The sequence below is a fragment of the Salipiger pentaromativorans genome, assembly GCF_024721115.1.
GTDB lineage: Bacteria > Pseudomonadota > Alphaproteobacteria > Rhodobacterales > Rhodobacteraceae > Salipiger > Salipiger pentaromativorans.
This window is the reverse complement of record NZ_JAMDHK010000001.1, coordinates 225,467-250,205: the sequence shown is the minus strand read 5'-3', so window position 1 is coordinate 250,205 and position 24,739 is coordinate 225,467. Positions and strand designations below refer to the sequence as shown.

General features: G+C 67.1%; 23 protein-coding genes. 14 read left to right on the top strand and 9 right to left on the bottom strand.

Annotation, left to right across the window (positions count from 1 at the left end):
* Positions 1–8: 8 nt before the first annotated feature.
* Positions 9–1,361 carry an ammonium transporter gene (locus tag M4578_RS01125; RefSeq protein ID WP_258091592.1) on the bottom strand — a complete coding sequence of 451 codons (1,353 nt, stop codon included), beginning with the start codon at positions 1,359–1,361 and terminating at the stop codon, positions 9–11.
* A gap of 318 nt (positions 1,362–1,679) precedes the next feature.
* Complete coding sequence (locus M4578_RS01120; protein ID WP_258091591.1) at positions 1,680–2,414, bottom strand: type 1 glutamine amidotransferase; 735 nt, start codon at positions 2,412–2,414, stop codon at positions 1,680–1,682.
* A 265-nt stretch (positions 2,415–2,679) separates the two neighbouring features.
* Here M4578_RS01120 and M4578_RS01115 point away from each other — a divergent pair, with 265 nt between their 5' ends.
* From M4578_RS01115 to M4578_RS01100, 4 genes are all read left to right on the top strand, one after another.
* Positions 2,680–3,558 carry a choline/ethanolamine kinase family protein gene (locus tag M4578_RS01115; protein ID WP_258091590.1) on the top strand — a complete coding sequence of 293 codons (879 nt, stop codon included), beginning with the start codon at positions 2,680–2,682 and terminating at the stop codon, positions 3,556–3,558.
* Positions 3,555–5,990, top strand: a complete 2,436-nt coding sequence (locus M4578_RS01110; protein WP_258091589.1) for a GcvT family protein — start codon at positions 3,555–3,557, stop codon at positions 5,988–5,990. The genes M4578_RS01115 and M4578_RS01110 overlap by 4 nt, the downstream gene beginning before the upstream one ends.
* A 30-nt stretch (positions 5,991–6,020) precedes the next feature.
* On the top strand, positions 6,021–7,172 hold the full coding sequence (locus tag M4578_RS01105) for an iron-containing alcohol dehydrogenase (RefSeq protein WP_258091588.1): 1,152 nt from the start codon (positions 6,021–6,023) through the stop codon (positions 7,170–7,172).
* Positions 7,173–7,318: 146 nt separating this feature from the next.
* A complete protein-coding gene (locus M4578_RS01100) occupies positions 7,319–7,957 on the top strand; it encodes a helix-turn-helix domain-containing protein (RefSeq protein WP_258091587.1) in 639 nt (212 codons plus the stop codon).
* A gap of 61 nt (positions 7,958–8,018) precedes the next feature.
* On the opposite strand, the gene pepN is transcribed toward M4578_RS01100, so the two are convergent.
* Positions 8,019–10,568: an aminopeptidase N gene (gene pepN / locus M4578_RS01095; RefSeq protein ID WP_258091586.1), complete on the bottom strand. Its 2,550-nt coding sequence runs from the start codon at positions 10,566–10,568 to the stop codon at positions 8,019–8,021.
* Between the two features lie 110 nt (positions 10,569–10,678).
* On the opposite strand from pepN, the gene M4578_RS01090 reads away from it, so the two are divergent.
* Both M4578_RS01090 and M4578_RS01085 read left to right on the top strand, forming a co-directional pair.
* Positions 10,679–10,936 carry a hypothetical protein gene (locus M4578_RS01090; RefSeq protein ID WP_258091585.1) on the top strand — a complete coding sequence of 86 codons (258 nt, stop codon included), beginning with the start codon at positions 10,679–10,681 and terminating at the stop codon, positions 10,934–10,936.
* A 108-nt stretch (positions 10,937–11,044) separates the two neighbouring features.
* Positions 11,045–11,716 (top strand): DNA-3-methyladenine glycosylase I, encoded by a 672-nt coding sequence (locus M4578_RS01085; RefSeq protein ID WP_258091584.1) that lies wholly within the window; start codon positions 11,045–11,047, stop codon positions 11,714–11,716.
* Here M4578_RS01085 and M4578_RS01080 read toward each other — a convergent pair.
* A complete protein-coding gene (locus M4578_RS01080) occupies positions 11,713–12,585 on the bottom strand; it encodes a LysR family transcriptional regulator ArgP (protein WP_258091583.1) in 873 nt (290 codons plus the stop codon). The genes M4578_RS01085 and M4578_RS01080 overlap by 4 nt on opposite strands.
* A 103-nt stretch (positions 12,586–12,688) precedes the next feature.
* Between M4578_RS01080 and M4578_RS01075 the strand changes: the two genes are divergently transcribed.
* The 7 genes from M4578_RS01075 (at position 12,689) to M4578_RS01045 (ending at position 17,979) form a co-directional block, all read left to right on the top strand.
* Positions 12,689–13,282, top strand: a complete 594-nt coding sequence (locus M4578_RS01075) for a LysE/ArgO family amino acid transporter (protein WP_258091582.1) — start codon at positions 12,689–12,691, stop codon at positions 13,280–13,282.
* 61 nt (positions 13,283–13,343) lie between these two features.
* Entirely contained in the window at positions 13,344–14,243 is a 900-nt protein-coding gene (locus M4578_RS01070; protein WP_258091581.1) for a DMT family transporter, read from the top strand.
* Between the two features lie 113 nt (positions 14,244–14,356).
* A complete protein-coding gene (locus M4578_RS01065) occupies positions 14,357–14,554 on the top strand; it encodes a hypothetical protein (protein WP_258091580.1) in 198 nt (65 codons plus the stop codon).
* A gap of 94 nt (positions 14,555–14,648) precedes the next feature.
* Positions 14,649–15,215: a transcriptional regulator BetI gene (gene betI / locus M4578_RS01060; RefSeq protein WP_258091579.1), complete on the top strand. Its 567-nt coding sequence runs from the start codon at positions 14,649–14,651 to the stop codon at positions 15,213–15,215.
* Positions 15,212–16,870, top strand: coding sequence for a choline dehydrogenase (gene betA, locus M4578_RS01055; RefSeq protein WP_258091578.1), 1,659 nt, complete (start codon positions 15,212–15,214; stop codon positions 16,868–16,870). Before betI ends, betA begins: the two co-directional genes overlap by 4 nt.
* 88 nt (positions 16,871–16,958) lie before the next feature.
* A complete protein-coding gene (locus M4578_RS01050) occupies positions 16,959–17,630 on the top strand; it encodes a thermonuclease family protein (RefSeq protein ID WP_258091577.1) in 672 nt (223 codons plus the stop codon).
* Positions 17,631–17,733: 103 nt separating this feature from the next.
* Positions 17,734–17,979 (top strand): HP1242/YdcH family protein, encoded by a 246-nt coding sequence (locus tag M4578_RS01045; RefSeq protein WP_258091576.1) that lies wholly within the window; start codon positions 17,734–17,736, stop codon positions 17,977–17,979.
* 41 nt (positions 17,980–18,020) lie between these two features.
* On the opposite strand, the gene M4578_RS01040 is transcribed toward M4578_RS01045, so the two are convergent.
* Positions 18,021–18,536 (bottom strand): glutathione peroxidase, encoded by a 516-nt coding sequence (locus M4578_RS01040; RefSeq protein WP_258091575.1) that lies wholly within the window; start codon positions 18,534–18,536, stop codon positions 18,021–18,023.
* A gap of 104 nt (positions 18,537–18,640) precedes the next feature.
* Here M4578_RS01040 and M4578_RS01035 point away from each other — a divergent pair, with 104 nt between their 5' ends.
* Entirely contained in the window at positions 18,641–18,910 is a 270-nt protein-coding gene (locus M4578_RS01035; protein WP_258091574.1) for a DksA/TraR family C4-type zinc finger protein, read from the top strand.
* A 296-nt stretch (positions 18,911–19,206) separates the two neighbouring features.
* Here the strand turns inward: M4578_RS01035 and M4578_RS01030 are convergent, their stop codons facing one another.
* The 4 genes from M4578_RS01030 to M4578_RS01015 form a co-directional block, all read right to left on the bottom strand.
* On the bottom strand, positions 19,207–21,021 hold the full coding sequence (locus M4578_RS01030; RefSeq protein ID WP_258091573.1) for a M3 family oligoendopeptidase: 1,815 nt from the start codon (positions 21,019–21,021) through the stop codon (positions 19,207–19,209).
* A gap of 96 nt (positions 21,022–21,117) precedes the next feature.
* On the bottom strand, positions 21,118–22,713 hold the full coding sequence (locus M4578_RS01025) for an ATP-dependent DNA ligase (RefSeq protein WP_258091572.1): 1,596 nt from the start codon (positions 22,711–22,713) through the stop codon (positions 21,118–21,120).
* Positions 22,710–23,732, bottom strand: coding sequence for a ligase-associated DNA damage response exonuclease (locus tag M4578_RS01020; RefSeq protein WP_258091571.1), 1,023 nt, complete (start codon positions 23,730–23,732; stop codon positions 22,710–22,712). The genes M4578_RS01025 and M4578_RS01020 overlap by 4 nt, the downstream gene beginning before the upstream one ends.
* Before the next feature lie 37 nt (positions 23,733–23,769).
* Entirely contained in the window at positions 23,770–24,738 is a 969-nt protein-coding gene (locus M4578_RS01015) for an alpha/beta fold hydrolase (protein WP_258091570.1), read from the bottom strand.
* Position 24,739: the final 1 nt, after the last annotated feature.

Below are 24,739 nucleotides of genomic sequence, written 5' to 3'. Positions count from 1 at the left end.
ATCCTTTCTTACTCGGCCGGGGTAGCGGCGGCATCGGGGGTTGCAGTGTTGACCGGAGCCGGGGTGTAGCTCTCGGGATAGGCCGCGACCGGAACCTTGACGATGTCGAGGCCCTTTTCCTGGATGTGATCCGGCACGCGCAGCAGGCCGAGCACTTTCAGGATGTAGGAGGCGACATAGCCCGGCACAAAGCCCAGCACCGCCATGGTCACGGCGCCGACGATCTGGCCCCAGAGGGTGACCGGCGGCATGCCATCGACGTTCGGATAGCCGGCGGCGAAGATCCCGCAGGACACCACGCCGATCAGGCCGCCCACACCGTGCACCGGGAAGGCGCCCACGGCGTCGTCGATGCCCATCTTTTCGAGCTGGGTGGCGACCATCGGCACGACGAAGCCGCCGAAGGTGCCGAGCGCGAAGGCCACCGGCGGATAGTAGACATCGAGGCCCGAGGCCGCGGCGAAGATGCCGATCAGCGCGCCGGACATCATCCAGAACGGATCGCGGGTCTTGACCCAGGCGCCGATGATGCCGCCGGCCATGCCCATCAGGGTGTTGAAGGCAAAGGCGGACAGGGTGGTCGGCTGGCCGTAGATGTTGATCCACTGTTCGCCGGGCATGTAGATGATGCAGCCGCCGAGGAAGCCGAAGAAGCCCACGATGATCAGCATCAGGCCGGTGATGGTGAAGGGCACGTTATGCGCCATGATCGCATTGGCGCTGCCGTCCGCGTTGAACTTGCCCACGCGCGGGCCGAGGTTCAGCAGCACCCCCAGCGCGAAGAAGCCCGCGACCATGTGCACGACGCCGGCGGCGCCCACATCGTGATAGCCGAACTTGACGGTCAGCCAGCCGGTCGGGTGCCAGCCCCAGGCGCCGCCCAGGATCCACACGACCGAGCCCAGCAGGATCGCCAGGATCAGGAAGCCCGCGGTCTGGATGCGCTCGATCACCGCGCCCGAGAAGATCGAGGCGGTGGTGGCGGCAAAGAGCGTGAAGGCGGCCCAGAAGATGCCGGTGGCGTTGTCGGCGAGGTTCGGCCCCATCGACAGCTCCCACGGCAGGCCCGAGGCGTCCTCGGCGGGCAGCAGGCCGTTGTAGAAGGACAGGTAGATGTACCAGCCGAAGAAATAGAAGGTCGGCACCATGAAGGCGAAGGCGAGGATGTTCTTGATCCCCGAGGCCAGCACGTTCTTCACGCGGCTGGCGCCCATTTCATAGGCCAGGAAACCTGCGTGGATGGCGATCATCAGCGCCGTACACCACCAGTAGAAGATTTCCGAATTGATCGTGCCCGACATCGCGGTGCTGCTCTCCAGAGCAGCCAACCGCTCAGTCAGCGCGGCGAGTTCCTGTTCCATCGTTCATAATTCCCCATTGCGGATTTTATGTGTGGGAGGGTCGTGCCTCCTGAAATCAGGAGTGAATAAAGTTTCCTCAGGGCAAAACGTGACGATGGGCCCAAGCGGTGGATTCCCCTTGTTTGTTCAATCTGCGGTGCGTTTGCCTCGGATCTGCCCGTTTCACAGGCAATGCGTGAACGGTGACTGCCGTTTGGGCGAGTCTCTATCTTGATATGAATAATTTATTCTTTATGGGAATATTTCGGATGCATGGCAGCGCGCCCGACCGAACGATCCGCGCGGGGATCCGTTGCCGCCCCGGAGTTCTTCGACGTGTCAGTTCTGGGCCGGGGCGATCTCTGCCGAGGGGATCCCGCATTCCCGGCACCAGTTGTCGAAGACCTGGCGCGCGGCGGTCGTAAAGCCCGCCATCTTCGCCTGGGCCTCTGCCTCGAGCCGCGCCACGGCGCCGATGCCGAGGGTGTCTTCCAGCGATCGGGCATATTCCGGGATCGCCGACCATAGCGCCACCGTGTCGGGCTCCACTTCGAGGTGAAACTGCGTGGAGAAGGCACGTGGCCCCCAGCTCATCGCCTGCACGGCGCAGGCCGGAGAGCGGGCAAGCACGTTTGCGCCCTCGGGCACCGCCGTTACCTCGGCCCCGTGCCATTGCAGCACGTCCAGAGGGTCGGGCACGCTCTCCAGAAACGGCGAGGCTGCGGTCTGCGTCACTTGCAGAATGCCCACCTCTGCCTGACCCCGTCCGCAATCGCCGCCAAGCGCGCAGGCCAGAAGCTGATGGCCGAGACAGAGCCCGAGATAGGGCAGGGCGCGGCCCACAACCGCCTCGCGGATAAAGGCTTTCTCGGCTTTGAGCCAGGGGTGTGCGTCTTCCTGCCAGACATCCATCGGCCCGCCCAGCACCCAAAGCGCATCGACCCCGTCGAGCGCGGGCAGAGCCTCGCCCTCGTTCAGATGCACCGGGGTCCAGTGATGCCCGGCGCCCTCGATCATCGCGCGAAAGCTCGCCGGATGTTCGATCCGCTCATGTTGCAGGACGAGAAAATGCATGTCCGTCTCCCCGGCTTTGGGCCGCTGCCTCATCCTTGGGCAACGCGCCGCGCGTCTTTGGCAAACTCTCACCGCCCCGCCGGATCGGCAAGAAAGTTTATTGCGCATGGGTGAAGATTTGTAACCATGAGGAAAACCTGCACAAACGGAGCACAAGGGTGATGAGAATTTGCGGGATCGCGCCCGGTTTGCCGCCTGAGCGGAGGGCTGGCCCCGGCGCAGTCGGAAGGTCCAGGACCGCCCCGGCGAAAGGACACGCCGCCGCATGACTCCCGAAGACCGCGTGCGGGCGATGGGCTTCTGGTCCGGCCCGGTAACGATCGAACCGCTGTCCGGCGGGATCACCAATCTGAACTACGTCGTCACCGACGGCGGGCGCCGATATGTGGTGCGGCTGGGGCAGGACATCCCGGAACATCTGGTGATGCGCTGGAACGAACGCGCCCTGACGGCGGCGGCGGCGGAGGCGGGGATCTCGCCCGCGCTGCGCCATGCCGAGCCGGGGATCATGGTCACCGATTTCGTGACCTCGCAGGCGCTGGCCGAGGCCGATCTGCACGAGCCGGAAACGCTGTCGCAAGTCGTGGCGCTGGTCGCCCGCGTGCACCGCGAACTGACGCCGCGCGTCACAGGCCCTGTGCTGACCTTCTGGGTCTTTCATGTGCTCCGCACCTACGCGGCCTTCCTGACCGAACGCGGATCGCCGCATCTGGCAAAGCTGCCGCGCCTCATGGGCGAGGCGGCAGAGCTGGAGGCGGCGGTGGGCAAGGTCGGGCTGATCCTCGGGCACAACGACCTCCTGCCGCAGAACATCCTGCGGGCCGAGGACGGGCGCTTCTGGCTGGTCGACTGGGAATATGGCGGCTTCAACTCCGCGCTTTTCGATCTGGGCGGGCTCGCCAGCAATTCGGGTCTTCCCGAAGAGGCGGAGGCCGAGATGCTGCGCCTCTATCACGGTCACACTCCCGACACGGGCTATATGCGACGCTACGGCGCCATGAAATGCGGCTCGCTCTTGCGCGAGGCGATGTGGAGCATGGTGTCGGAGCTGACCTCCGAGATTGATTTCGACTACGCGGCCTATACGGCAGAGAACCTTGCCCGCTACGCCGCAGCACTGGACGCCTGGAAGGAGGGCGCATGAACGACTTTCCCACCACCGCGCAGGCGGTCATCGTCGGCGGCGGGATCATCGGCTGTTCGACGGCCTATCACCTGGCCAAGCTCGGCTGGGAGGTGGTGCTGCTCGAACGTCACAAGCTGACCTCGGGCACCACGTTCCATGCGGCGGGGCTGGTCGGCCAGCTGCGCAGCTCGGCCAATATCACCGAGCTTCTGGGCTATTCGGTGAAGCTTTACGATACGCTGGAGCAGGAGACCGGGCAGGCCACCGGCTGGAAGCGCAACGGCGGGCTGCGGCTGGCCTGCAATCAGGAGCGCTGGACCGAGGTCAAGCGCCAGGCCACCACCGCGCGCAGCTTTGGCCTCGACATGCAGCTGCTGACGCCGAAAGAGGCGCAGGTGCTCTGGCCGCTCATGGATGTGAGCGACGTGGTGGGCGCGGCCTTTCTGCCCACGGACGGGCAGGCAAACCCCTCGGACATCACCCTGTCGCTGGCCAAGGGCGCGCGCATGGCGGGCGCGCGGATCATCGAGGATTGCGCAGTGCTTTCGGTCACCCGCGAAAAAGGCGTGATCACCGGGGTCGAGACGCAGCACGGCTTTATCAAGACCGGCATCGTGGTGGCCTGCTGCGGCCAGTGGACCCGCGATTTCGCGGCGCCTCTGGGCGTGACCGTGCCGCTCGTCTCGATGGAACACCAGTATATGGTGACCGAACCCATCGACGGTGTGACCCGCGACCTGCCGACGCTGCGCGACCCCGACCGGCTGACCTACTGGAAGGAGGAGGTGGGCGGGCTGGTCATGGGCGGCTACGAGCCGAACCCCAAGCCCTGGGCCGTTTCGGGGATTCCCGAAGGCTTTCATTACACGCTGCTCGACAGCGATTTCGACCATTTCGAACAGATCATGGAACTGGCGCTGGGCCGCGTGCCCGCACTGGAAACGGCGGGGATCAAGACGCTCACCAACGGGCCGGAGAGTTTCACCCCGGACGGCAATTTCATTCTGGGCGAGGCGCCGGAGCAGCCGGGCTTCTTTGTCGGCGCCGGGTTCAACGCCTTTGGCATCGCCTCGGGCGGCGGTGCGGGCATGGCGCTGGCGGAATGGGTGGCCAAGGGCGAGCCGCCCTTCGACCTCTGGCCGGTGGACATCCGCCGCTTTGGCCGCCCGCATTTCGATACGGACTGGGTGCGCACCCGCACGGTCGAGGCCTATGGCAAGCATTACACCATGGCCTGGCCCTCCGAGGAACACGACAGCGGCCGCCCGGCGCGGCGCTCGCCGCTTTACGAGCGGCTGAAGGCCAAGGGCGCGGTGTTCGGCGAGAAACTGGGCTGGGAGCGGCCCAACTGGTTCGCCGCCGAGGGAGAGCCGGCCAAGGATATCTACACCTTCCAGCGGCCCAACTGGCATAAGGCGGTGGCGCGTGAGCACAGGGCCGCGCGCGAGGCGGCGGTGCTGATCGACCAGACGAGCTTTGCCAAGTTCACGCTCAAGGGGCCGGACGCCGAACCCGTGTTGCAGCAGATCGCCGCCAACGATGTCAGCGGCCCGGTGGGCAGCCTGACCTATACGCAGATGCTGAACGACAAGGGCGGGATCGAGGCGGATGTGACCGTGGCCCGCGTGGCGGAGGACGCGTTTTACATCGTCACCGGCACCGGCTTTGCCACCCGCGATTTCGACTGGATCAAGCGCGGTATCCCGGCGGGCGCCAATGCCCAGCTCATCGACGTGACCTCGGGCTATGCGGTGCTCTCGCTCATGGGGCCAAGGGCACGCGACATCCTGCACCATGTCACCCGCGCGGATGTGTCGAACGGTGCTTTCCCCTTCGGCACCGCGCAGAAACTTGCCATCGCGGGCGCGCCGGTCTGGGCGCTGCGCGTCTCCTACGTGGGCGAGCTGGGCTGGGAGCTGCACCTGCCGGTGGAATACGCGCTCACGGTCTATACCGCGCTGCATATGGCGGGCGCCGATCACGGGCTGGTGGATGCGGGCTATCGCGCCATCGAGACGCTGCGGCTGGAAAAGGGCTATCGCGCCTGGGCGGGCGACATCGGGCCGGATACCACGCCGCTGGAGGCGGGTCTGGGTTTTGCGGTGAAACTCTCGAAACCGGCCTTCCGGGGGCGCGAGGCCATCGTCAAGCAGAAGGAGGCGGGCGTCAAACGGATGCTTGCGACCTTCACCGCCGCGCCGGAGGTCATCCTGCTGGGCCGCGAGACGATCTTCCGCGATGGCGTGCGGGTGGGTTATCTCAGCTCCGGCGGGTTCGGCCATACGCTCGGGCGATCCATCGGCATGGGCTATATCAGGAACCCCGAGGGCGTGACCCGCGCTTATATCGAAAGCGGGCGCTACGAGCTGGAGGTGGCGACCGAGCGCGTGCCCTGCGAGGTGACGCTCGCGCCCCTTTACGACCCGACGCACAGCCGGCTGAAATCGTAGCCGCAAGACAAGACAGCAAGGACACGACCCATGACGCTTTCCGCCAACTGGTCCTACCCCACCGCCATCCGCTTTGGTGCGGGCCGGATCGACGAGCTGCCCGAGGCCTGCCGCGCCGCAGGCATCAAGAAACCGCTGCTGGTCACCGACCGGGGGCTGGCGGATCTGCCGATCACCGCGCGGGCGCTGGAGATCCTCAGCCGCGCGGGCTTTGACGCGGATCTGTTCGCCGATGTCGATCCCAACCCGAACGAGCGCAATCTGGGCGTGGGTGTGGTGATGTTCAAACAGGGGCGCCACGACGGGGTGATCGCGTTCGGTGGCGGCTCGGGGCTGGACCTGGGCAAGCTCATCGCCTTCATGGCGGGGCAGAGCCGCCCGGTCTGGGAGTTCGAGGACATCGGCGACTGGTGGACCCGCGCCGATGCCTCGGCCATCGCGCCGATTGTGGCGGTGCCCACCACCGCCGGGACCGGCTCGGAAGTGGGCCGGGCGGCGGTGCTGACCAATTCCGAAACGCATGAGAAAAAGATCCTCTTTCATCCCAAGATGCTGCCCGCGCAGGTGATCTGCGACCCGGAGCTGACCGTGGGCATGCCGCCCGCGATCACCGCAGGCACAGGCATGGACGCCTTTGCCCATTGTCTCGAAGCCTATTGCTCGCCTGCCTATCACCCGATGGGCGACGGCATCGCGCTGGAAGGCATGCGGCTTTGCAAGGACTACCTTCTGCGCGCCTACAGGGACGGCACCGACCTTGAGGCGCGGGCGCAGATGATGACGGCGGCGGCGGCAGGGGCGACGGCCTTTCAGAAGGGGCTGGGGGCGATCCATTCGCTGAGCCATCCCATCGGCGCGCATTACGACACCCATCACGGCACCACCAACGGGGTGGTGATGCTGCCGGTGCTGCGCTTCAACCGGCTCGCTATCGAGGACAAGCTCGCCCGTGCCGCCGCCTATCTGGGGCTGGAGCCGAGTTTTGACGCCTTCTACGGTTTTACCGAAGGGCTGATCGCGGCGCTGGACATCCCCGCGACGCTCGACGCGCTGGGCGTCACCGATCCCGATTTCGGCGTGCTGTGCGCCGCCGCGCTGAAAGACCCGACCGCGGGCACCAACCCGGTGCCGATGACCGAGGACAATATCCTGCCGCTCTACCGGAGCTGTTTCAAAACGTGAGGTGTGTATGACCATCCATCGCCGGTTTTCCGTCCCCGTCCCCCGCCGTGCCCACGTCGGTCAGGGCTTTGTGATCCGGGAGGAGGGTTGACATGCCCACCGCCGCGCCTGCACCACGGGACACCCCAACCGGCGATGGAAAGAGTATGAAGAACGGCTCCCGGTCGAAACTGAACCAGAACCCGCATGCCGTCCGCGAGCTGCGGGAAAAGAACCTCGAAGTGGCCATCGGGCGGCAGGTGCGCGAGCTGCGCAAGCGCCAGCGCATGACCGGATCCGAGCTGGCCCAGCAGACAGGCCTGTCGGTCGGCATGCTGTCGAAGATCGAGAACGGGGTGATTTCGCCCTCGCTCAACACGCTTCAGGCGCTGGCCAATGCGCTGCGGGTGCCGCTGGTGCAGCTATTTTCCGGCTTCGAGGAGCCGCGCGGCGCAATGCATGTAAAGGCGGGCCAGGGCGCCGAGATCGAGCGCGCGGGCACACGGGCGGGCCATCAGTACAACCTGCTGGGCCATATCGGGTCGAACAATTCCGGTGTGGTGGTGGAGCCCTATCTGATCACGCTCGACAGCGAGAGCGACCGCTTTCCGGCCTTCCAGCACGAGGGGATCGAGCTGATCTATATGCTGGAAGGGGTGATCAATTACCGTCACGGCGATCAGCTCTACCTGCTGGAACCGGGCGATTCGCTGCTGTTCGATTCCGATGCGCCGCACGGGCCCGAGGTGCTGATGGAGCTGCCCTCGCGCTATCTGTCGATCATCACCTATCCACAGGCGCGGTAAGGGGCGCCCCGCGCGGGGCGCCGCCGCCTTTCGCCTTGCAGGGGCCGCGCGCGGCAGCCGGTCAGGACAGAAGCCGGGTCACCATCTCGGTCACGTCGCGCGACAGGCCGGGCTTGGCGGCGATGCGTTCCAGTTCGGCTTTCATCAGCGCCTGACGGTCGGCGTCATAACGTTTCCAGGTCTGGAAGACCGAGCACATCCGCGCCGTGGTCTGCGGGTTCTTTTCATCCAGTTTGATGAGCCAGTCCGCCAGCAGCCTGTAGCCGCGCCCGTCCCTGGCGTGGAACCCCGCATGGTTCATCGCCAGCGAGCCGAAGACCGCGCGGAACCGGTTGGGATTCTTCCAGTCGAAATCGGCCCGCTGCGTCAGCGCCTCGGCCCGGGCGGCGGCGTTTTGCGGCGCCGTCGCCGCGACCTGTAGCGCAAACCACTTGTCCATCACCAGCCGGTCGTCTTTCCACTGCGCCTCGAAAGCGGCCAGAGCCGCCTCTTCGGCGCCGGCCTGCACCAGACAGCTCAGCGCGCCGAGTTGCAGCGTCATATTGTCGGCGGCGTCGAACTGCGCCTGCGCGGCGGCACCGCCGTCGAGCCGGGTTTGCAGCGCCATCACCACATTCCCCAGCGCCCGCTTGCCCGATTGCACCGCGTCGGGGCTGTAGGCCGCATCGACCTTCGCTTCGGCCATCAGCGCCGGAAGCGCGGCCTGCCAGCGCTCGGCCATGGCGTTGCGCAGCGCCTCGGTGGCGGCATAGATCGCGTCCGGGTCGGGCGTGACGCCCTTGGCATGTAGCATCTGCGCCAGTTCCGACTGGGTCGGCAGCGCCAGCATCAGCGCCCGGAACGCCGGGTCGAGCGTATCTTCCCGCACCACCCGTTCCAGCGCGTCGAGCCAGGCGGTATCGGGCGCCGCGCCCGTGGTGATCGTCGCAAAAAGGCTGGCGCGGGCCAGATCGCGGCTGGCCTCCCAGCGGTTGAAGGCATCGGTGTCATGGGCCAGAAGGAAGGCGCGTTCCTCGGCGCTGCTCTCCCGTTCGAGCACCACAGGGGCGGAAAAACCCCGCAGGATCGAGGGCACCGGCTTGCTGCTCAGCCCCTCGAAGGAGAAGCTCTGCTCGCCTTCGGTCATTTCCAGCACCGTGGTCGGCACCACCTCGTCGCCATTGGGATTGAGCAGCCCCACGGCGATGGGCAGCACCTGCGGCGCCTTCTCGGGCTGGCCGGGGGTGGGGGGCGTATCCTGCCTGAAGGTCAGCGTGTAGGTGCCGTCGGCATAGTCTTCGGCGACGCTGAGATGCGGGGTGCCCGATTGCGAATACCAGCGCTTGAACTGGGTGAGGTCGCGGCCGGTGGCATCCTCGAACACCTTCAGCCAATCCTCGATGGTGGCCGCGTCGCCGTCATGCCGCTGGAAATAGAGATCCAGCGCCTTGGCGTAATCGGCATCACCCACGAGGCGTTTGAGCATGCCGATGACCTCGGCGCCTTTCTCATAGACCGTTGCGGTGTAGAAGTTGTTGATCTCCTGAAAACTTTCCGGGCGTACCGGGTGCGACAGCGGCCCCTGATCCTCGGGGAACTGGCGCGCGCGCAGGTCGATCACATCCGAGATCCGCTTCACCTCGGCCGAGCGCATGTCAGAGGTGAACTGGCTGTCGCGGAACACCGTCAGCCCCTCTTTCAGACAAAGCTGGAACCAGTCGCGGCAAGTGATGCGGTTGCCCGTCCAGTTGTGGAAATACTCATGCGCGATGATCGCCTCGATGCGCTCGAAATTCGCGTCGGTCGAGGTCTCGGGAGAGGCGAGAACGCAGGAGGAGTTGAAAATGTTCAACCCCTTGTTCTCCATCGCGCCCATATTGAAGTCATCGACCGCAACGATATTGAAAATATCCAGATCGTATTCGCGCCCGTAAACCTCTTCGTCCCATTTCATCGAGGCTTTCAGCGCCTCCATGCCGAAGGCGCATTTGCCCTCGTCGCCGGGGCGGACCCAGATGTTCAGTTCGACCGTCTTGCCGGACATCGTGGTGAAACTGCCGGGGTGGTTCACCAGATCGCCGGCCACCAGCGCAAAGAGATAGGCCGGTTTCGGCCAGGGATCGTGCCATTCGGCCCAGCCCTCGCCGCTGCCGGTGGGGTTGCCGTTCGATAGCTTGACCGCCTCGTCGCCCTCGATGCGCACGGTGAAGGTGGACATCACGTCGGGGCGGTCGGGGTAATAGGTGATCTTGCGAAACCCCTCGGCCTCGCATTGCGTGCAATACATGCCGTTCGACATGTAGAGCCCTTCGAGAGCAGTGTTCTCCTCGGGCGCGATCTCGACCTCGGCTTCCCAGAGGAACGGGCCCGAGGGCACCGCGCAGGTCAGCCCCTGCGGCGTGATCTCGGGGGTGACGGTCTCTCCGTCGATCGCCGCGCGGATCAGCGTCAGTTCCTCGCCGTGCAGGAAGAAGCTCTGCGCGGGGGCGTCCGGGGCGGGGGTGAAGTGGATGCGCGAGGTCACCCGCGTGGCCCGGGGCGCCAGGGTGACGGTCAGATGGACATCGGCGACCTGCCAGCCGAACGGTGTGTAATCCTCGAGATGGATCGTCTGGGGGCTCGCGTCTTTCATGTCTCGCATCCTTGGGCTGGAACGGCGCCGGAACCGGGCCGGCAGGCAAAGTGTTAGGCCCATGCGTGACGGGCGGCAACCGCAGGCCCGGAAAAATCGAGGAGGTTCCCATGTCGGCGCCCAATACCGATCTTCAAAAGCAGCAGCACCAGCACCGCGTGCCCCTCTGGGGGATCTGGGGCGGGTTGGGCCTTGTGGCGGCGATGTTCCTTGTCTGGCTGAGCTGGGTCTTCGCCGGCGGGCAGATGCCGGAGCGCCCGCAAACGGTGATCGACGATTTCACCGGCCGGCCCATGGCGGTGAATCCTGACGCCGCCCTCGAACGCGTCGCGCAGACGCTCGACCGTGTGCCGCCGGGCGCCGACTGACACGGCGTTCCGGCCGCCCTGCGAAGGGCGTCCGTTCTTAATTTGTTCTTTACGGCCCGCGGGCTTTCCGGCAGTCTCCCGATGGAACCGGCGAACCGGAGAGGGCCCATGCACCGCTTTGAAGAGATCCTGGACATTGCCGTGGCCCGCAAGGGCAGCCGCGAGGCGGTGCTTGCCGATTGCCCCGTACCGAAACCGGTGGAGGAGATCGCGGCCATTCCCGATGACCGCTGGCTTGCGGGGATGGCGCGGGGGATCTTTCAGGCGGGCATAAGCTGGACGGTGGTCGACAAGAAATGGCCCGAGATCGAGGCGGCGTTTCGCGGGTTCGACGTGGGCGCCGTGTCGATGATGTCCGAGGCATGGTTCGACGAGCTGGTCGCCGATACGCGGGTCATCCGCTCGGCACCGAAGATCGCCGCGATCCGCGACAACGCCACCTTTCTCCGCGCCCTTGCCGAAGAGGGAACCGGCGGATTCGGGCGCAGGGTGGCGGACTGGCCGGAGGAGGATTTCATCGGCCTGCTCGACTGGCTGAAGCGCGAGGGCGCGCGGCTGGGCGGCGGCACCGGCGCCTATCTGCTGCGCAGCATGGGCAAGGACAGCTTCATTCTCAGCAAGGATGTGGTGGCGCGGCTGGTGGCGGAAGGGGTGATCGACAAGGCGCCAGGCTCGCGCAAGGCGATGCAGGCGGTTCAGGACGCCTTCAACACATGGCGGGCGGAAAGCGGAGAGACATTGACCACGATCAGCCGGGTGCTGGCAAAGAGCATCGGCTAGGGTCTCAGCCGCGCGGTGGCGGTGCGGAGGACGGCGCCCGTCAGTGGCCGGAGCGCGCCGGCCACCAGCCGGTTGACCTGCCAGAACAGCGCCACCTCCTGCGGCTGATCGGGGAGCAGCGGCACTAGCTCTCCGCGCGCGATGGCGCCGCTGACCAGCACTTCGGGGTTCAGCCCCCAGCCAAGCCCCAGCCGCGCGGCCTCGACAAAGCCCTGCGACGAGGGCAGCCGATGCGCGGGCGGGGCCAGCGCCGAGCCGGTGACGCGGCGCAGCCAGTCGTGCTGAAGCGTATCCTTGGCGTTGAATTGCAGCATCGGCGCGTGACGCAGGCGCTCGGCGGTGACACCGCCGGAGAAATGCGCCGCGTGGAAGGCCGGCGCGCAGGTGGCGATATAGCGCATCTGTCCAAGCGCGTGGGAATCGCAGCCCTGCACCGCGCGGCCATGGGCGGTGATCGCCGCCGACACCTCGCCGCGCCGCAGCCAGTCGGCGGAATGGGATTCGTCGTCGAGTGCGATGTCGAACAGCATCTCCTGCCCGGCGAGCGCCGGCAGGAACCAGACCGCGAGGCTGTCGGCATTCACCGCAAGCCGCAGCCGGGCCGGCGCGGCGGGCAGCGCCAGATCCCGCGCCAGCGCCGCGTCGAGCAAGGCGATGTCGGAGGCGTGGCGCGCCAGACGCATGCCGGCCGGGGTGGCGTTGCAGGGGGTGCCGCGCACGATCAGGGCCGTGCCGATGCGGTCCTCCAGCGCCTTGATCCGCTGCGAGACCGCCGAGGGCGTCACATGCAGCGCCCGCGCCGCGGCGTCGAAGCTGCCGAGGCGCAGGACCGCGTCGAGGGCGGCAAGCTGGGCGGGATCGTGTGACATTAGCCAAACTTAACAGAGTACAATTTAATTAACTAGGGTGATGCACCCGCCCGTGCTAGGCCGCTGCGCAGCAGGCAGGTGACGGTTGAGAAGGGCAGGGCGGATGCAGGTGGTGATGGCGGGGTTTGCGCTGGGATTGTCGCTGATCGTGGCGATCGGCGCGCAGAATGCCTTTGTGTTGCGGCAGGGGCTGACGGGGCGGCACGTCTTCGCGGTCTGCGCGCTCTGTGCCCTGTCGGATGCGGTGCTGATCGCGGCGGGGGTGGCCGGTTTCGGAGCGCTCAGCGCCGCGCTGCCCGGGCTGGAGACCGCCATGCGCTGGCTCGGGGCGGGGTTTCTGCTGTGGTACGGGGCACGGACCCTGCGCGCGGCCTGGCGCGGCGGTGAAAGCCTGCGGGCGGGGCCGGAGGCGGGCAGCCTGCGCGCGGCGCTTATGACCTGCCTGGCGCTGACCTGGCTCAATCCGCATGTCTACCTCGATACGGTGGTGCTGCTGGGCGCGGTCTCGGCGCAATATGACAACCGCGTGGGCTTTGCCCTTGGGGCGATGAGCGCCTCGCTGATGTTCTTCTTCGCGCTTGGCTATGGCGCCCGTGCGCTGGCGCCGGTCTTTGCCCGGCCCGCCGCCTGGCGGGGGCTGGATCTGGGGATCGGCCTCGTCATGTGGGCCATCGCGGCAAAGCTGCTTCTGGAGTGATCAGCCTGCGCACGGCGCTTTGGCCTTGCGTGCCGCCGGTCCTGCGCTAACAGTCTGCGCCATGAACGCTGCCGTATCGGCCCCGGTGCGGGGCATTCTCTGGATGATCCTGTCGGGACTGTGCTTTGTCGGCGTGACCGCTCTGGTCAAGCTGATGGGCCCGCGCATGCCGGCGGCCGAGTCGGCCTTTCTGCGCTACCTGCTGGGCCTCGTCTTTCTGCTGCCGGCCTGGCGCGGCCTGCGCAGCCTGCGTCTGACCCGCCGGCAACTGGGGCTGGTATCGTTGCGCGGCGCGTTGCAGACACTGGGGGTGATCTGCTGGTTCTTCGCCATGTCGCGCATCCCGCTGGCCGAGGTTACGGCGATCAATTATCTCTCGCCGGTCTATGTCACGATCCTGGCGGTGTTCTTTCTGGGCGAGCGGCTTGCCATCCGCCGGATCCTCGCCATCGCCGCGGCGCTTGGCGGGGCGCTGCTGATCCTGCGCCCGGGGTTCCGCGAACTCTCGCCCGGCCATTTCGCCATGCTTGCCACGGCGCTGGCCTTCTCGATCTCCTATCTCATCGCCAAGATCATTTCGAACGTGCTGAGCCCGGCGATCATCGTCGCGCTGCTGTCGATCACGGTGACGATCGGGCTGTTTCCCTTTGCGCTTGCCGTCTGGGTGACGCCCACGCTGGGCGATCTGGGCATCCTCTTCGGTGTCGCCTGTTTCGCCACGGGCGGGCATTACACGATGATGCTGGCCTTTGCGGCGGCGCCGGTCACGGTGACGCAGCCGGTCAGCTTCCTGCAACTCGTCTGGTCGGTGCTGATCGGCGCGCTGTTCTTCGCCGAGCCGGTGGACGCCTGGGTGGTCGCGGGCGGCATGGTGATCATGAGTTCGGTGCTGTTCATCACCTGGCGCGAGGCGGTGCTGAAGCGGCGCATCTCGCCATCGGGGCCGGAAACCCACGGCTGAGCGAGGCTGGAAACGCACCGTTTCCAATTCCAGAAAAATCCACATCCGTTGCGCAGTTTCGCCTTATTTCGCCCGCAGGTTCGGGGTCAGGCGAAGAGCTGATGGAGAGTGATATGTTTGCTGAAAATAAACTGACCGAAGACATGAACGAAGTGCGCAGCTTCCTGCTGAACGAACGCGCCAAGGTATTGTCCGAGGCCGAATGGCGCTTCCGGATGCGCGGCTACGGCTACAATCTGCGCCGCACCGATGGCGGCATGGAAGTCGCGCGGCTGCCGCAGAATCGTGTGCTGGGAACGCTGGAACTGTGATCCCGGCCCGCCCCAAGGCGGCGCGATTTTTATTGATTGATGAGTCAATCAACCTGATTTAGCCTTTCCGCGATACGGTTTCGCGGAGGGGCGGATGCCCAGAATGGGACAGGAGCCGAAGCGCCGGGCGGCGCTTCTGGCGGCGACGGTCGAAGAGGTGGGCCTTGCGGGCACGCTCGACGTGACCGTCGGACAGATCGCGCGCCGGGCCGGAATGTCGCCGGCCCTTGCGCATCACTATTTCGGTGGCAAGGCCGATATCTTTCTGGCCGCCATGCGCCAGATCCTGACCGATTACGGCGCCGAGGTCCGTGCCGCGCTGCGCACGGCGCCCGAAGGGCGGCGGCTGGAGGCGCTGATCGCCGCCAATTTCTCGGAAAGCTGCTTTGCGCCGGCCACCGTGTCGGCCTGGCTCAACTTCTATGTTCTGGCCCGCCGGGATGCGCAGGCGGCGCGTCTCTTGCGCGTCTATCAGGCGCGGCTCCGGTCCAACCTTGTCCACGCGCTGCAACCGCGCGCCGCCGCGCCGCAGCTTGCCGCGCGGCGTATCGCGGCGCTGATCGACGGGGTCTATCTGCGCGCGGCGCTCTCGGGCGAAGGCGTGGCGGGCGCGGCGGAGGAGGTGATCGCTGCCGCCCATGCTCTGGCGGACATCCGGTGAGCGGGCAGGCGGATTACGTCATCGTCGGCGCCGGCTCGGCGGGCTGCGCGCTGGCCTATCGGCTGGCCGAGGCCGGGCGCTCGGTCATCGTGGTGGAATTCGGCGGCACCGACGCGGGCCCTTTCATCCAGATGCCCGGCGCGCTCTCCTATCCGATGAACATGCGCCGCTATGATTGGGGGTTTGCCACCGAGCCCGAGCCGCATCTCGGCGGGCGCGTTCTGGCGGTGCCGCGCGGCAAGGTGCTGGGCGGCTCGTCCTCGATCAACGGCATGGTCTATGTGCGCGGCCATGCGCGGGACTACGATCACTGGCGCGAGACCGGCGCGACCGGCTGGGGCTATGCGGATGTGCTGCCCTATTTCAAGCGGATGGAGCATTGGCATGACGGCGGCCATGGCGGCGATCCCGCCTGGCGCGGACAGGCGGGGCCGCTGCATGTGACGCGCGGCAGCCGCCGCAATCCGCTGGTGCGCGCCTTTGTCGAGGCCGGGCGTCAGGCGGGCTATCCGGTGACCGGCGATTACAACGGCGCGCAGCAGGAGGGGTTCGGCCCCTTCGACATGACCGTCTGGCGCGGACGGCGCTGGTCGGCGGCCAACGCCTATCTGCGCCCGGCGCAGCGACTGGGCGCGCGGGTGCTGCGCGGGCTGGCGACACGGGTGGTGATAGAAGAGGGCCGCGCCACCGGGGTCGAGATCGCCACGCGCGGCGGGCTGCGGGTGATCCGGGCGGGGCGCGAGGTGATCCTCGCCGCCTCGTCGATCAACACGCCAAAGCTGCTGATGCTGTCGGGGGTGGGGCCGGGGGCGCATCTGGCCGAGCATGGCCTGCCGGTTCTGGCGGACCGGCCGGGCGTGGGACGGAATCTTCAGGACCATCTGGAGATTTATCTCCAGATGGCGGCGCGGCTGCCGGTGAGCCTCTACCGCTACTGGAACCCGCTGGGCAAGGCGCTGGTCGGGGCGCAATGGCTGCTGACCCGCAGCGGGCCGGGCGCCTCGAACCAGTTCGAAAGCGCAGGCTTCATCCGCTCGCGGGCGGGGGTGGCCTATCCCGACATCCAGTTCCATTTCCTGCCGCTGGCGGTGCGCTACGATGGCAAGGCCGCCGCCGAGGGGCACGGGTTTCAGGCCCATGTCGGGCCGATGCGCTCGCTCTCGCGCGGGGCGGTGACCCTGCGCGCCGCCGATCCCGCCACGCCGCCGCGCATCCGCTTCAACTACATGAGCCATGCGCAGGACTGGGAAGAGTTCCGTGCCTGCGTCCGGCTGACGCGCGAGATCTTTGCGCAGGGGGCTTTTGCACCCTTCGCCGGGCACGAGATCCAGCCCGGCGCGGCGGTGCAGAGCGACGACGAAATCGACGATTTCCTGCGCACCCATGTGGAGAGCGCCTATCACCCCTGCGGCAGCTGCCGGATGGGGCGGGCGGACGATCCGGGCGCGGTGGTCGATCCGGAGGCGCGGGTGATCGGGGTGGCGGGGCTGCGGGTGGCCGACAGCTCGGTCTTTCCGCGCATCCCCAATGGCAACCTGAACGCGCCGTCGATCATGGTGGGCGAGAAGGTGGCGGACCATCTTCTGGGGCGGCAATTGCCCCCCGAGCCCGCCGACCCCTGGAGCCATCCCGCCTGGCAAAGCGCGCAGCGCTGAGCCTTGGTCCCGGCTGCGGCAACATGGCCGCGACGAGAGCGCGGAAATCGCCTTGCAATCCCTGGTCCGCGCGCAGAGATCAGGCGCCATGTTTAGACTTTGTTCAGCTCTTGTTCTGCTGCTCTGCGTCTCGGCGGCTGCCGAGGCCGGCCCTTCGGGGCGGCTGCGGGTGATCGACGGCGATACGGTGGATGTGGGCGGCACGCGGGTGCGGCTGCACGGCATCGACGCGCCCGAGGCGGATCAGATGTGCGGCGGCAACGGCTCTCCCATGTGGGCCTGCGGCGCCTGGGTGACCGGCGAGGTGCGGGCGCGCTATGACGGGCGCCGCGCGCGCTGCGAGGCGCTGGATACCGATCAATACGGGCGGGTGGTGGCGCGCTGCACGGTTGCGGGCACGGATATCGGCCGGGCGCTGGTGCGCGACGGGCTCGCCTTTGCCTACCGGCGCTATTCGATGGACTACGATCTGGAGGAAAAGGGCGCGGCGGTGCAGGGGCGCGGCCTGCATGGCGCGGGCGTGCAGTCTCCGGCGGCGTTCCGGGCGGCGGCGCGCAACGGGGCCGCGGCGGCGAATGCGGCGAGCGCGCCGGCGGGCTGCGTGATCAAGGGCAATATCTCGCGCGATGGCAAGCGCATCTATCATGTGCCGGGACAGCGCTATTACGGCAATACGCGGATCAGCCCGCAAAAGGGTGAACGCTGGTTCTGTTCCGAGGCCGAGGCCCGCGCCGCGGGCTGGCGCAAGTCCCGGCAATAGCGGCGCAAAACCGTGCCGGGTTTGATCCCGGTCAAGGCCGGGGCCGCGCGGCACATGCAAGTTTGTGATCCGGGTAACGGATCATAACAGGAGGAGACGCCGCATGTCCCACGTTCCGCACGAGCTGGCCGAAGAATTTCCGGCCTATGCCGACAGGATCTCGGCGCTGAAACAGAGCGACAAACACTTTGCGCATTTGATGGCGCAGTATCACGACATCAATCGTCAGGTGCACCGCGTCGAGACCAATGTCGAGCCGATGGACAGCCTCGCCGAGAACGATCTGCGCAAGAAACGCGCAGCGCTGAAGGATCAGATCTACGCCATCCTCAGCCACGAAACCGCCTGACCGGGCGTGCCGCGCTCCGGGGCTGCCGGAGCGCGGCGCGGTCAGTCGAGCAGCGCCTCGATCTGCGCCGTGACCGGCGCGGAGAGCGGGCGGGTGGTGGCGCCCCAGCCGGCGACGAACCGCCCGTCCGGCGCGATCAGCGCCTTGTTGAAATTCCAGTTCGGCTCGAAGCCCTGCGCGGCGAGCCAGAGATAGAGCGGATGCGCCGCCGCGCCCCGGACATGGGTGATGGTGGTCATCGGCAGATTGAGGTCGAAATTCACCTCGCAGAAGGCCTTGACCTCGGCCTCGCTGGCCAGTTCCTGCCGGAAATCGTCGGAGGGCACCGCCAGCACGATCAGCCCGCGGTCGCGATAGCGGTCGTAAAGCGCCTGCAACCCGTCATATTGCGGGGTGAAGCCGCATTGCGAAGCGGTGTTCACCACCAGCACGGGGCGGCCCTTCCACTGGTCGAGCGAGAGCGTGCCGCCGTCGATATTGTCGAAGGTGAAGCTCTGCGCGGCAAAGGCCGGCAGGGCGATCAGCAGCGCGGCCAGCGCGGTGAGGAAACGGATCATGGGCGGCACTCCTTTTCCTGTCTAGATAGGTGCGGACGGGGAAATTCAATGGCTCTGGTCAGCCGGCGCGGAGGCGCCTATTCTACCGGGCCTGGAGGTGTGCCATGGCCGGAGGCTGGAGCCGCGACGGGGCGGTGAACGAACAGATCGAGGCGTCGATTTCGGACGAGCTCGAGCGGATGCGGGCGCGCCGCGCGCCGGTGGGCGAGAGCCTGACCCATTGCGCGGAATGCGAAGAACCGATTCCCGAGGCGCGGCGCAGCGCGATTCCGGGCGTGAAGCTCTGCATCGATTGTCAGCAGGAGCGCGACGGGGCGTTTCGGACGCGCGGGGGGATCAACCGGCGGGGCTCCAAGGATTCTCAGTTGAAGTAAGCCGGTTGGCGTGATCCGGCGGAGCGCGGCTCTGCCGCGCGCGGTTTGTCTCGGCGCCGGCCTGCGGCCCGCGCCTCGGGCGGGCGCCTGTGGGGGCCGTTTTGCCCGGCGGTCCGGGCGTGGTGCCTTTGGGATCTGTCGCGGCGATCTGCCGAGAGGCGTCTGAGGGGCAGGTCTGCCCTCAGAGCGCCTTGTCGATTGTGCGAGGCGAGTCGCGCCCGCCTCAAGGACAGGCCGCGCTGCGTGCGGTCGGCTGCGCCGATCCTTGACCCGGGCGCGACTCACCGGGGGGCCGGTCAGTCCTCCATCGCCTCCAGCTCGTCGATGAAGCCTTCGATCATCGACAGGCCCTTGTCCCAGAATTTCGGATCCGACGCGTCGAGCCCGAAAGGCGCCAGCAGCGCCTTGTGGTGCTTGGAGCCGCCCGCCTTCAGCATGTCGAAATACTTCTCCTGAAAGCCTTCGGGATTTTCCTCGTAGACCGCGTAGAGCGCGTTCACCAGCCCGTCGCCGAAGGCATAGGCGTAGACGTAGAAGGGCGAATGCACGAAATGCGGGATATAGGCCCAGAAGGTCTCGTAGCCCGGCATGAACTCGAAGGCCGAGCCCAGGCTTTCCGCCTGCACCGACATCCAGAGTGCGTTGATGTCGTCGGGCGTCAGCTCGCCGCCGCGCCGCGCCGCGTGCAGCTTGCATTCGAAATCGTAGAACGCGATCTGGCGCACCACCGTGTTGATCATGTCCTCGACCTTGCCCGCCAGCATGACCTTGCGTTCTTTCTGGTCCTTCGCCTTGTCGAGCAGCGCGCGGAAGGTGAGCATCTCGCCGAAGACCGATGCCGTCTCGGCCAGCGTCAGCGGGGTGGAGGCCAGCATCTCGCCCTGACCGGCAGCCAGCACCTGGTGCACCCCGTGGCCCAGCTCATGCGCCAGCGTCATCACGTCGCGCGGTTTGCCGAGGTAGTTCAGCATCACGTAAGGGTGCACGTCGGTCACCGTGGGATGGGCGAAGGCGCCGGGCGCCTTGCCGGGCTTCACGCCCGCGTCGATCCAGCCCTTGCTGAAGAACGGCTCGGCGATCTCGGCCATGCGGGGATCGAAGCCCGCATAGGCCTCCATCACCGTGGTTTGCGCCTCGTCCCAGCCGACGATCCGGTCGCTTTCCATCGGCAGCGGCGCGTTGCGGTCCCAGACCTGCATCACGTCGAGCCCCAGCCATTTGCGCTTCAGCTCGTAATAGCGGTGCGACAGGCGCGGATAGGCGGCGACCACCGCGTCGCGCAGCGCCTCGACCACCTCGGGCTCCACATCGTTGCTGAGGTGCCGTCCGGTCTGGGCGGTGGGCATGCCGCGCCAGCGGTCCATGATTTCCTTTTCCTTGGTCTGGGTGTTGTGCACGCGGGCGAAGGTCTTGATGTTCTCGCCAAAGACGCGGGCCAGCTCATGCGCCGCCGCCTCGCGCTTGGCGCGGTCCTGTTCGGTCATCAGCGTGAGGGTGGATTCGATCGACAGCTCCTCGCCGTCGATGGTGAATTCCAGCCCGGCGATGGTTTCGTCGAAAAGCTTCATCCAGGCGTCGCCCACCACGCCCATGTCGTGCAGGAAGCGCTCCAGCTCGTCGGAGAGCTGATAGGGTTTCATCGCGCGGATGCGGTCGAAGGCGGGTTTGTAACGGGCCAGATCGGTGTCGGCGGCGAAGAGCGCCTCATAGGGCGCGTCCTCGATGCTGTTGAGTTCCAGCGAGAAGAACACCAGCGGGGTGGTGTAGTTGGTGACTTTTTCCTGCAGGTCCGAGAGGAACTTGGCGCGTTCCGCATCGGTGGTCTGCTGGTAATAGCGCAGCCCGGCATAGGACATGAGCCGCCCGCCCACGGACTCGATCTTTTCGTGGCGCTGCACCATTTCGAGGAAGCCCGCCGCGTCGAGCGTGCCGAGCTTGCCCTCGTAATCGGTGGCAAAGCGGGCGCAGGCGTCCTCAAGCCAGTCGAGATCGCGCTTCAGCTCGGGCGCGTCCTGGGAGGGGTAGAGATCGCTCAGATCCCAGTCCGGCAGATTGCCCAGATCGCGGCCTCCGGCCGAGGCGTTGGCGTCGAAGAGGGGGCGGATGGTCATGGGCGTGTCTCCTGATAAGCGTCTTTGAGAGGTAAGGGGCAGGAGGCCCCGGCTTCAAGGGAAAAGCGGCGTCTTTCTGCGCTTGGCATGCGTGTCTCAGGCGCCGTAGGCCGCAAGCATCGCCTTCAGATCGTCGAGCGTGTTGGCCTCCTGCGCGGGCTTGTCGCGGCGCCAGCGCGCCATGCGGGGGAAGCGCAGGGCGAGGCCGGATTTGTGGCGCGGGCTGGGCTGGATGCCTTCGAAGGCAATCTCGAAGACCAGTTCGGGTTTGACCTGCCGCACCGGGCCGAAGCGTTGCAGCGTGTTGCGCCGGACCCAGTTGGTGATCTCGTTGAACTCGGCATCGGTGAGGCCCGAATAGGCCTTGGTGAAGGGCACCAGCTCGTTGCCGTTCCAGGCGGCAAAGGTGAAGTCGGTGAAAAGGTTGGCGCGGCGCCCGTGGCCCTGCTGGGCATAGATCATCACCGCATCGACGCTGAGCGGATCGAGCTTCCATTTCCACCAGTCGCCCTTTTTGCGGCCCGCCAGATAGGGGGCTGCGCGGCGTTTCAGCATGAGCCCCTCGGCGCGCTGCTCGCGGGCGGTGGCGCGGGTGTCGGCCAGCGCCTCCCAGTCGTCGAAACGGATGGGGGGCGAGGGGCGCAGCGGCGCGTCCGGGGGCAGATCGGCGAGCAGGGCGTCGAGCCGGGCGCGCCGCTCGGCAAAGGGGCGGTCGCGGATGTCCTGCCCGTCCGCTTCCAACAGGTCGTAGGCGAGCAGGATCACGGGGGCGTCTTTCAGCAGCTTTTTCGGCACGGTCTTGCGCCCGATGCGTTTTTGCAGCGCGTTGAACGGCAGGGGGTGGGCGCCGTCCCAGGCGACGATCTCGCCGTCGAAGACATGGCCGGGCGGCAGGAAATCCGGCACGCGGGCGAATTCCGGGAAGCGGTCGGTCATCAGCTCTTCGCCGCGCGACCAGACGTGATGTGTACCGCCGCGCAGGACAAGCTGGCCCCGGATGCCGTCCCATTTCCATTCCGCCTGCCAGTCCTCCGGTGCGCCCAGCTCCTCGGGCGCGCTGTCGAGCTGATAGGCGAGGTAGAAGGGATAGGGCCGGCTGTCGTCGGCCTGCGGGTCGGGCGCCGCGATCAGCGTTTGCCAGGTGGTGGTCTGCGGCGTCCAGTCGCCCATGAGGCGCAGGGCCAGCGCCGCCTCGTCCTGTCCGGTGGCCTGCGCCAGCGCGCGGGTCATCAGCTTGCGGCTGACACCGATGCGGAAGCCGCCGGTGATCAGCTTGTTGAAGAGAAAGCGCCCGGTCTCGTCGAGCCCGTCCCAGGCGGTCAGGATCTGCGCCTTTCGGGCGTCCTGACCTGCTTGAGAAAGATCGACCAAGAGATTGATCCAGTGGGATAATGAGTGATCCGAAGGGGCGTCCGGCGGCGGCAGGATCAGCGCGATGGTCTCGGCCAGATCGCCCACCACCGGATAGCTTTCCTCGACCAGCCAGAGCGGCAGCCCGGCGCGCTCGGCGGCCCATTCGCGTAACTGTGTGGTGGTGACCGCGCGTTTCGGGCGCCGCCCGGAGAAGAGCGCGATGGTCCAGAGCCGGTCCTCCTCCGAAGCGCTGCGGAAATAATCGGCGAGCGCGGCCGTCTTGACCGAGGTCCTGGTGCTCTGGTCGATGGCGGCGAAGAGCTGGGCAAAGGCTTTCACGCGGCATCCTCCCCGGTCTCGGGGGTGCTGTCCTCCTCGCCACCGAATTCGGTGGGCACGACCTGCGCGTCATAGCCTTGCGTGGCCAGCCAGCGCGCGAAGATCTCGGTGTAACCATGCGTGACGAATATCTTTTCCGCGCCCGTCTCGCGGATAGCCATGTGCAGCTCGTCCCAGTCCGCATGATCGGAGAGCACAAAGCCCCGGTCGGCGCCGCGCCTTCGCCGCACCCCGCGCAGCCGCATCCAGCCCGAGGCCATGCCGGTGGACGCAGGCCCGAAGCGCCGCGCCCAGGCCGATCCCAGCGCCGAGGGCGGTGCGATGACCATGGCGCCGGGATGGGCTTTGACATCCAGATCGGGCGTCGCATGCTTCGTTTCGGGCAGGGCATAGCCTTGCGCGCGCAGCACCGCGTTGGTGTTTTCCACCGCGCCATGGGTGAGGATCGGGCCGATGGCCGGGTCGAGCAGCGCCAGCAGCCGCTGCGCCTTTCCCAGCGAATAGGCGCCGAGGATCGAGGCGCGCCCCTCGGCGGCGTTGCCCGCCCACCAGGCGTTGATCTCGGCGGCGATCTCCTGCTGCGGGCGCCAGGAAAAGACCGGCAGGCCGAAGGTGCATTCGGTGATGAAGGCGTGGCAACGCACTGGCTCGAACGTCTCGCAAAGCCCGTCCGGCGCTAGCTTGTAATCGCCCGAGACCACCCAGATCTCGCCGCCCACCTCCACCCGGATCTGCGCCGAGCCGGGGATGTGGCCTGCGGGATGAAAGCTGACTGTGGCGCCGCCGAGTAGACGCTTTTCGCCAAAACGAACGGTGTCGAGCGCGATGTCGCCGAGACGGAGGCGGATTACCGAGGCGGCGGCGGCAGAGGCGAGATAGGCGCCATGGCCGGGGCGGGCGTGATCCGCATGGCCATGGGTGATGAGCGCGCGGGGGACAGGGCGCCAAGGGTCGATATAAAAATCGCCCGCCGGGCAGTAGATGCCTTTGTCAGTGAAGGTCAGAACCGCTGCGCTCATGCCCGGCAACCTAGCACGCGCCGGGGCGCGGGCCAGATCAGGCGGTCAGCGCCATCTCTTCGGGATCGCGCGCGCCGTCGAAGAGCCGCGCCATCTGGCTGAGGATGCGGCCACGGGTCACCGCGTCTTCCATCAGCACCTCGTGATGGCCGCCCGGCACCGTCTCGAGCCGCCCGTCCGCCCAGCCGGCCATCCGTGCCACGATGCGCGGCAAGTCGACGATGCGTTCGTTGGCGCCGACAAAGGCGAGGCAGGGCACGCGCGGCGCGGGCAGCCGCGCCAGCGTCAGGCATTCCGCCAGCGCCTGATGCAGCCAGCGCAGCGACGGCCCGCCGAGCTGAAGCTCGGGCAGGCTGGTCACCTGACGCTGCATGTAGTCCCAGCCGTCGCGGTCGCCGGTGAGCAGATTGTCCTCGAACGGGCCGGTGGCGACATAGCTGTCGGGGCCGGTGGAGGGGGCGTAGATATGGCTCAGCCCGACACGCGCGCTGCTCCAGCCCAAGGCCCAGGCGGCGGGGCGCAGCGGCGCGGCAAGGCGAATCCCCCACATCGGCCCGGTAAAGGCGCAGGCGGCCACGGGCAGCCCCTCGACCAGCGCGCGCAGCCCGATGCAGCCGCCCATGGAATGGGCGACCAGGAAATAGGGGCGCGGCAGATCCAGCGCGGCGGCGGCATCGAGCATCGCCGCCACATCGTGCTGATAATCCTGGAACAGATCCACATGCCCGGCCCGGGGGTCGGTCAGCATCCGGTCGGCCAGCCCCTGGCCGCGCCAGTCGATGGTCAGCGTATGAAAGCCCAGATCGGCGAAATCGCCGGCAACGCGCCCGTATTTCTCGACATATTCCGTGCGCCCGGGAAACATCAGCACGGTGCCGCTGGCCTCGGCCGGGCCGGGGTAATGGGCCACACGGACCCGCAGCCCGTCCTCGGTGCGCAGCCAGAAGGCGCGCGCGTCTTCGGGGCCCTCGGCCAGATCGGGATAAAAGGGCGCGGTCTGCATCATG

What these genes read in the sequence shown, in the direction of transcription:
- M4578_RS01075 (WP_258091582.1), top strand. Translation starts at nt 12,689, where the DNA reads ATGCAGGTGGTGATGGCGGGGTTTGCGCTGGGATTGTCGCTGATCGTG.
- M4578_RS01100 (WP_258091587.1), top strand. Translation starts at nt 7,319, where the DNA reads ATGAAGAACGGCTCCCGGTCGAAACTGAACCAGAACCCGCATGCCGTC.
- M4578_RS01040 (WP_258091575.1), bottom strand. Translation starts at nt 18,536, where the DNA reads ATGATCCGTTTCCTCACCGCGCTGGCCGCGCTGCTGATCGCCCTGCCG.
- betI (WP_258091579.1), top strand. Translation starts at nt 14,649, where the DNA reads ATGCCCAGAATGGGACAGGAGCCGAAGCGCCGGGCGGCGCTTCTGGCG.
- M4578_RS01035 (WP_258091574.1), top strand. Translation starts at nt 18,641, where the DNA reads ATGGCCGGAGGCTGGAGCCGCGACGGGGCGGTGAACGAACAGATCGAG.
- M4578_RS01020 (WP_258091571.1), bottom strand. Translation starts at nt 23,732, where the DNA reads ATGAGCGCAGCGGTTCTGACCTTCACTGACAAAGGCATCTACTGCCCG.
- M4578_RS01115 (WP_258091590.1), top strand. Translation starts at nt 2,680, where the DNA reads ATGACTCCCGAAGACCGCGTGCGGGCGATGGGCTTCTGGTCCGGCCCG.
- pepN (WP_258091586.1), bottom strand. Translation starts at nt 10,568, where the DNA reads ATGAAAGACGCGAGCCCCCAGACGATCCATCTCGAGGATTACACACCG.
- M4578_RS01090 (WP_258091585.1), top strand. Translation starts at nt 10,679, where the DNA reads ATGTCGGCGCCCAATACCGATCTTCAAAAGCAGCAGCACCAGCACCGC.
- M4578_RS01085 (WP_258091584.1), top strand. Translation starts at nt 11,045, where the DNA reads ATGCACCGCTTTGAAGAGATCCTGGACATTGCCGTGGCCCGCAAGGGC.
- M4578_RS01065 (WP_258091580.1), top strand. Translation starts at nt 14,357, where the DNA reads ATGTTTGCTGAAAATAAACTGACCGAAGACATGAACGAAGTGCGCAGC.
- M4578_RS01045 (WP_258091576.1), top strand. Translation starts at nt 17,734, where the DNA reads ATGTCCCACGTTCCGCACGAGCTGGCCGAAGAATTTCCGGCCTATGCC.
- M4578_RS01110 (WP_258091589.1), top strand. Translation starts at nt 3,555, where the DNA reads ATGAACGACTTTCCCACCACCGCGCAGGCGGTCATCGTCGGCGGCGGG.
- M4578_RS01030 (WP_258091573.1), bottom strand. Translation starts at nt 21,021, where the DNA reads ATGACCATCCGCCCCCTCTTCGACGCCAACGCCTCGGCCGGAGGCCGC.
- M4578_RS01050 (WP_258091577.1), top strand. Translation starts at nt 16,959, where the DNA reads ATGTTTAGACTTTGTTCAGCTCTTGTTCTGCTGCTCTGCGTCTCGGCG.
- M4578_RS01125 (WP_258091592.1), bottom strand. Translation starts at nt 1,361, where the DNA reads ATGGAACAGGAACTCGCCGCGCTGACTGAGCGGTTGGCTGCTCTGGAG.
- M4578_RS01120 (WP_258091591.1), bottom strand. Translation starts at nt 2,414, where the DNA reads ATGCATTTTCTCGTCCTGCAACATGAGCGGATCGAACATCCGGCGAGC.
- M4578_RS01105 (WP_258091588.1), top strand. Translation starts at nt 6,021, where the DNA reads ATGACGCTTTCCGCCAACTGGTCCTACCCCACCGCCATCCGCTTTGGT.
- M4578_RS01070 (WP_258091581.1), top strand. Translation starts at nt 13,344, where the DNA reads ATGAACGCTGCCGTATCGGCCCCGGTGCGGGGCATTCTCTGGATGATC.
- M4578_RS01015 (WP_258091570.1), bottom strand. Translation starts at nt 24,738, where the DNA reads ATGATGCAGACCGCGCCCTTTTATCCCGATCTGGCCGAGGGCCCCGAA.
- M4578_RS01080 (WP_258091583.1), bottom strand. Translation starts at nt 12,585, where the DNA reads ATGTCACACGATCCCGCCCAGCTTGCCGCCCTCGACGCGGTCCTGCGC.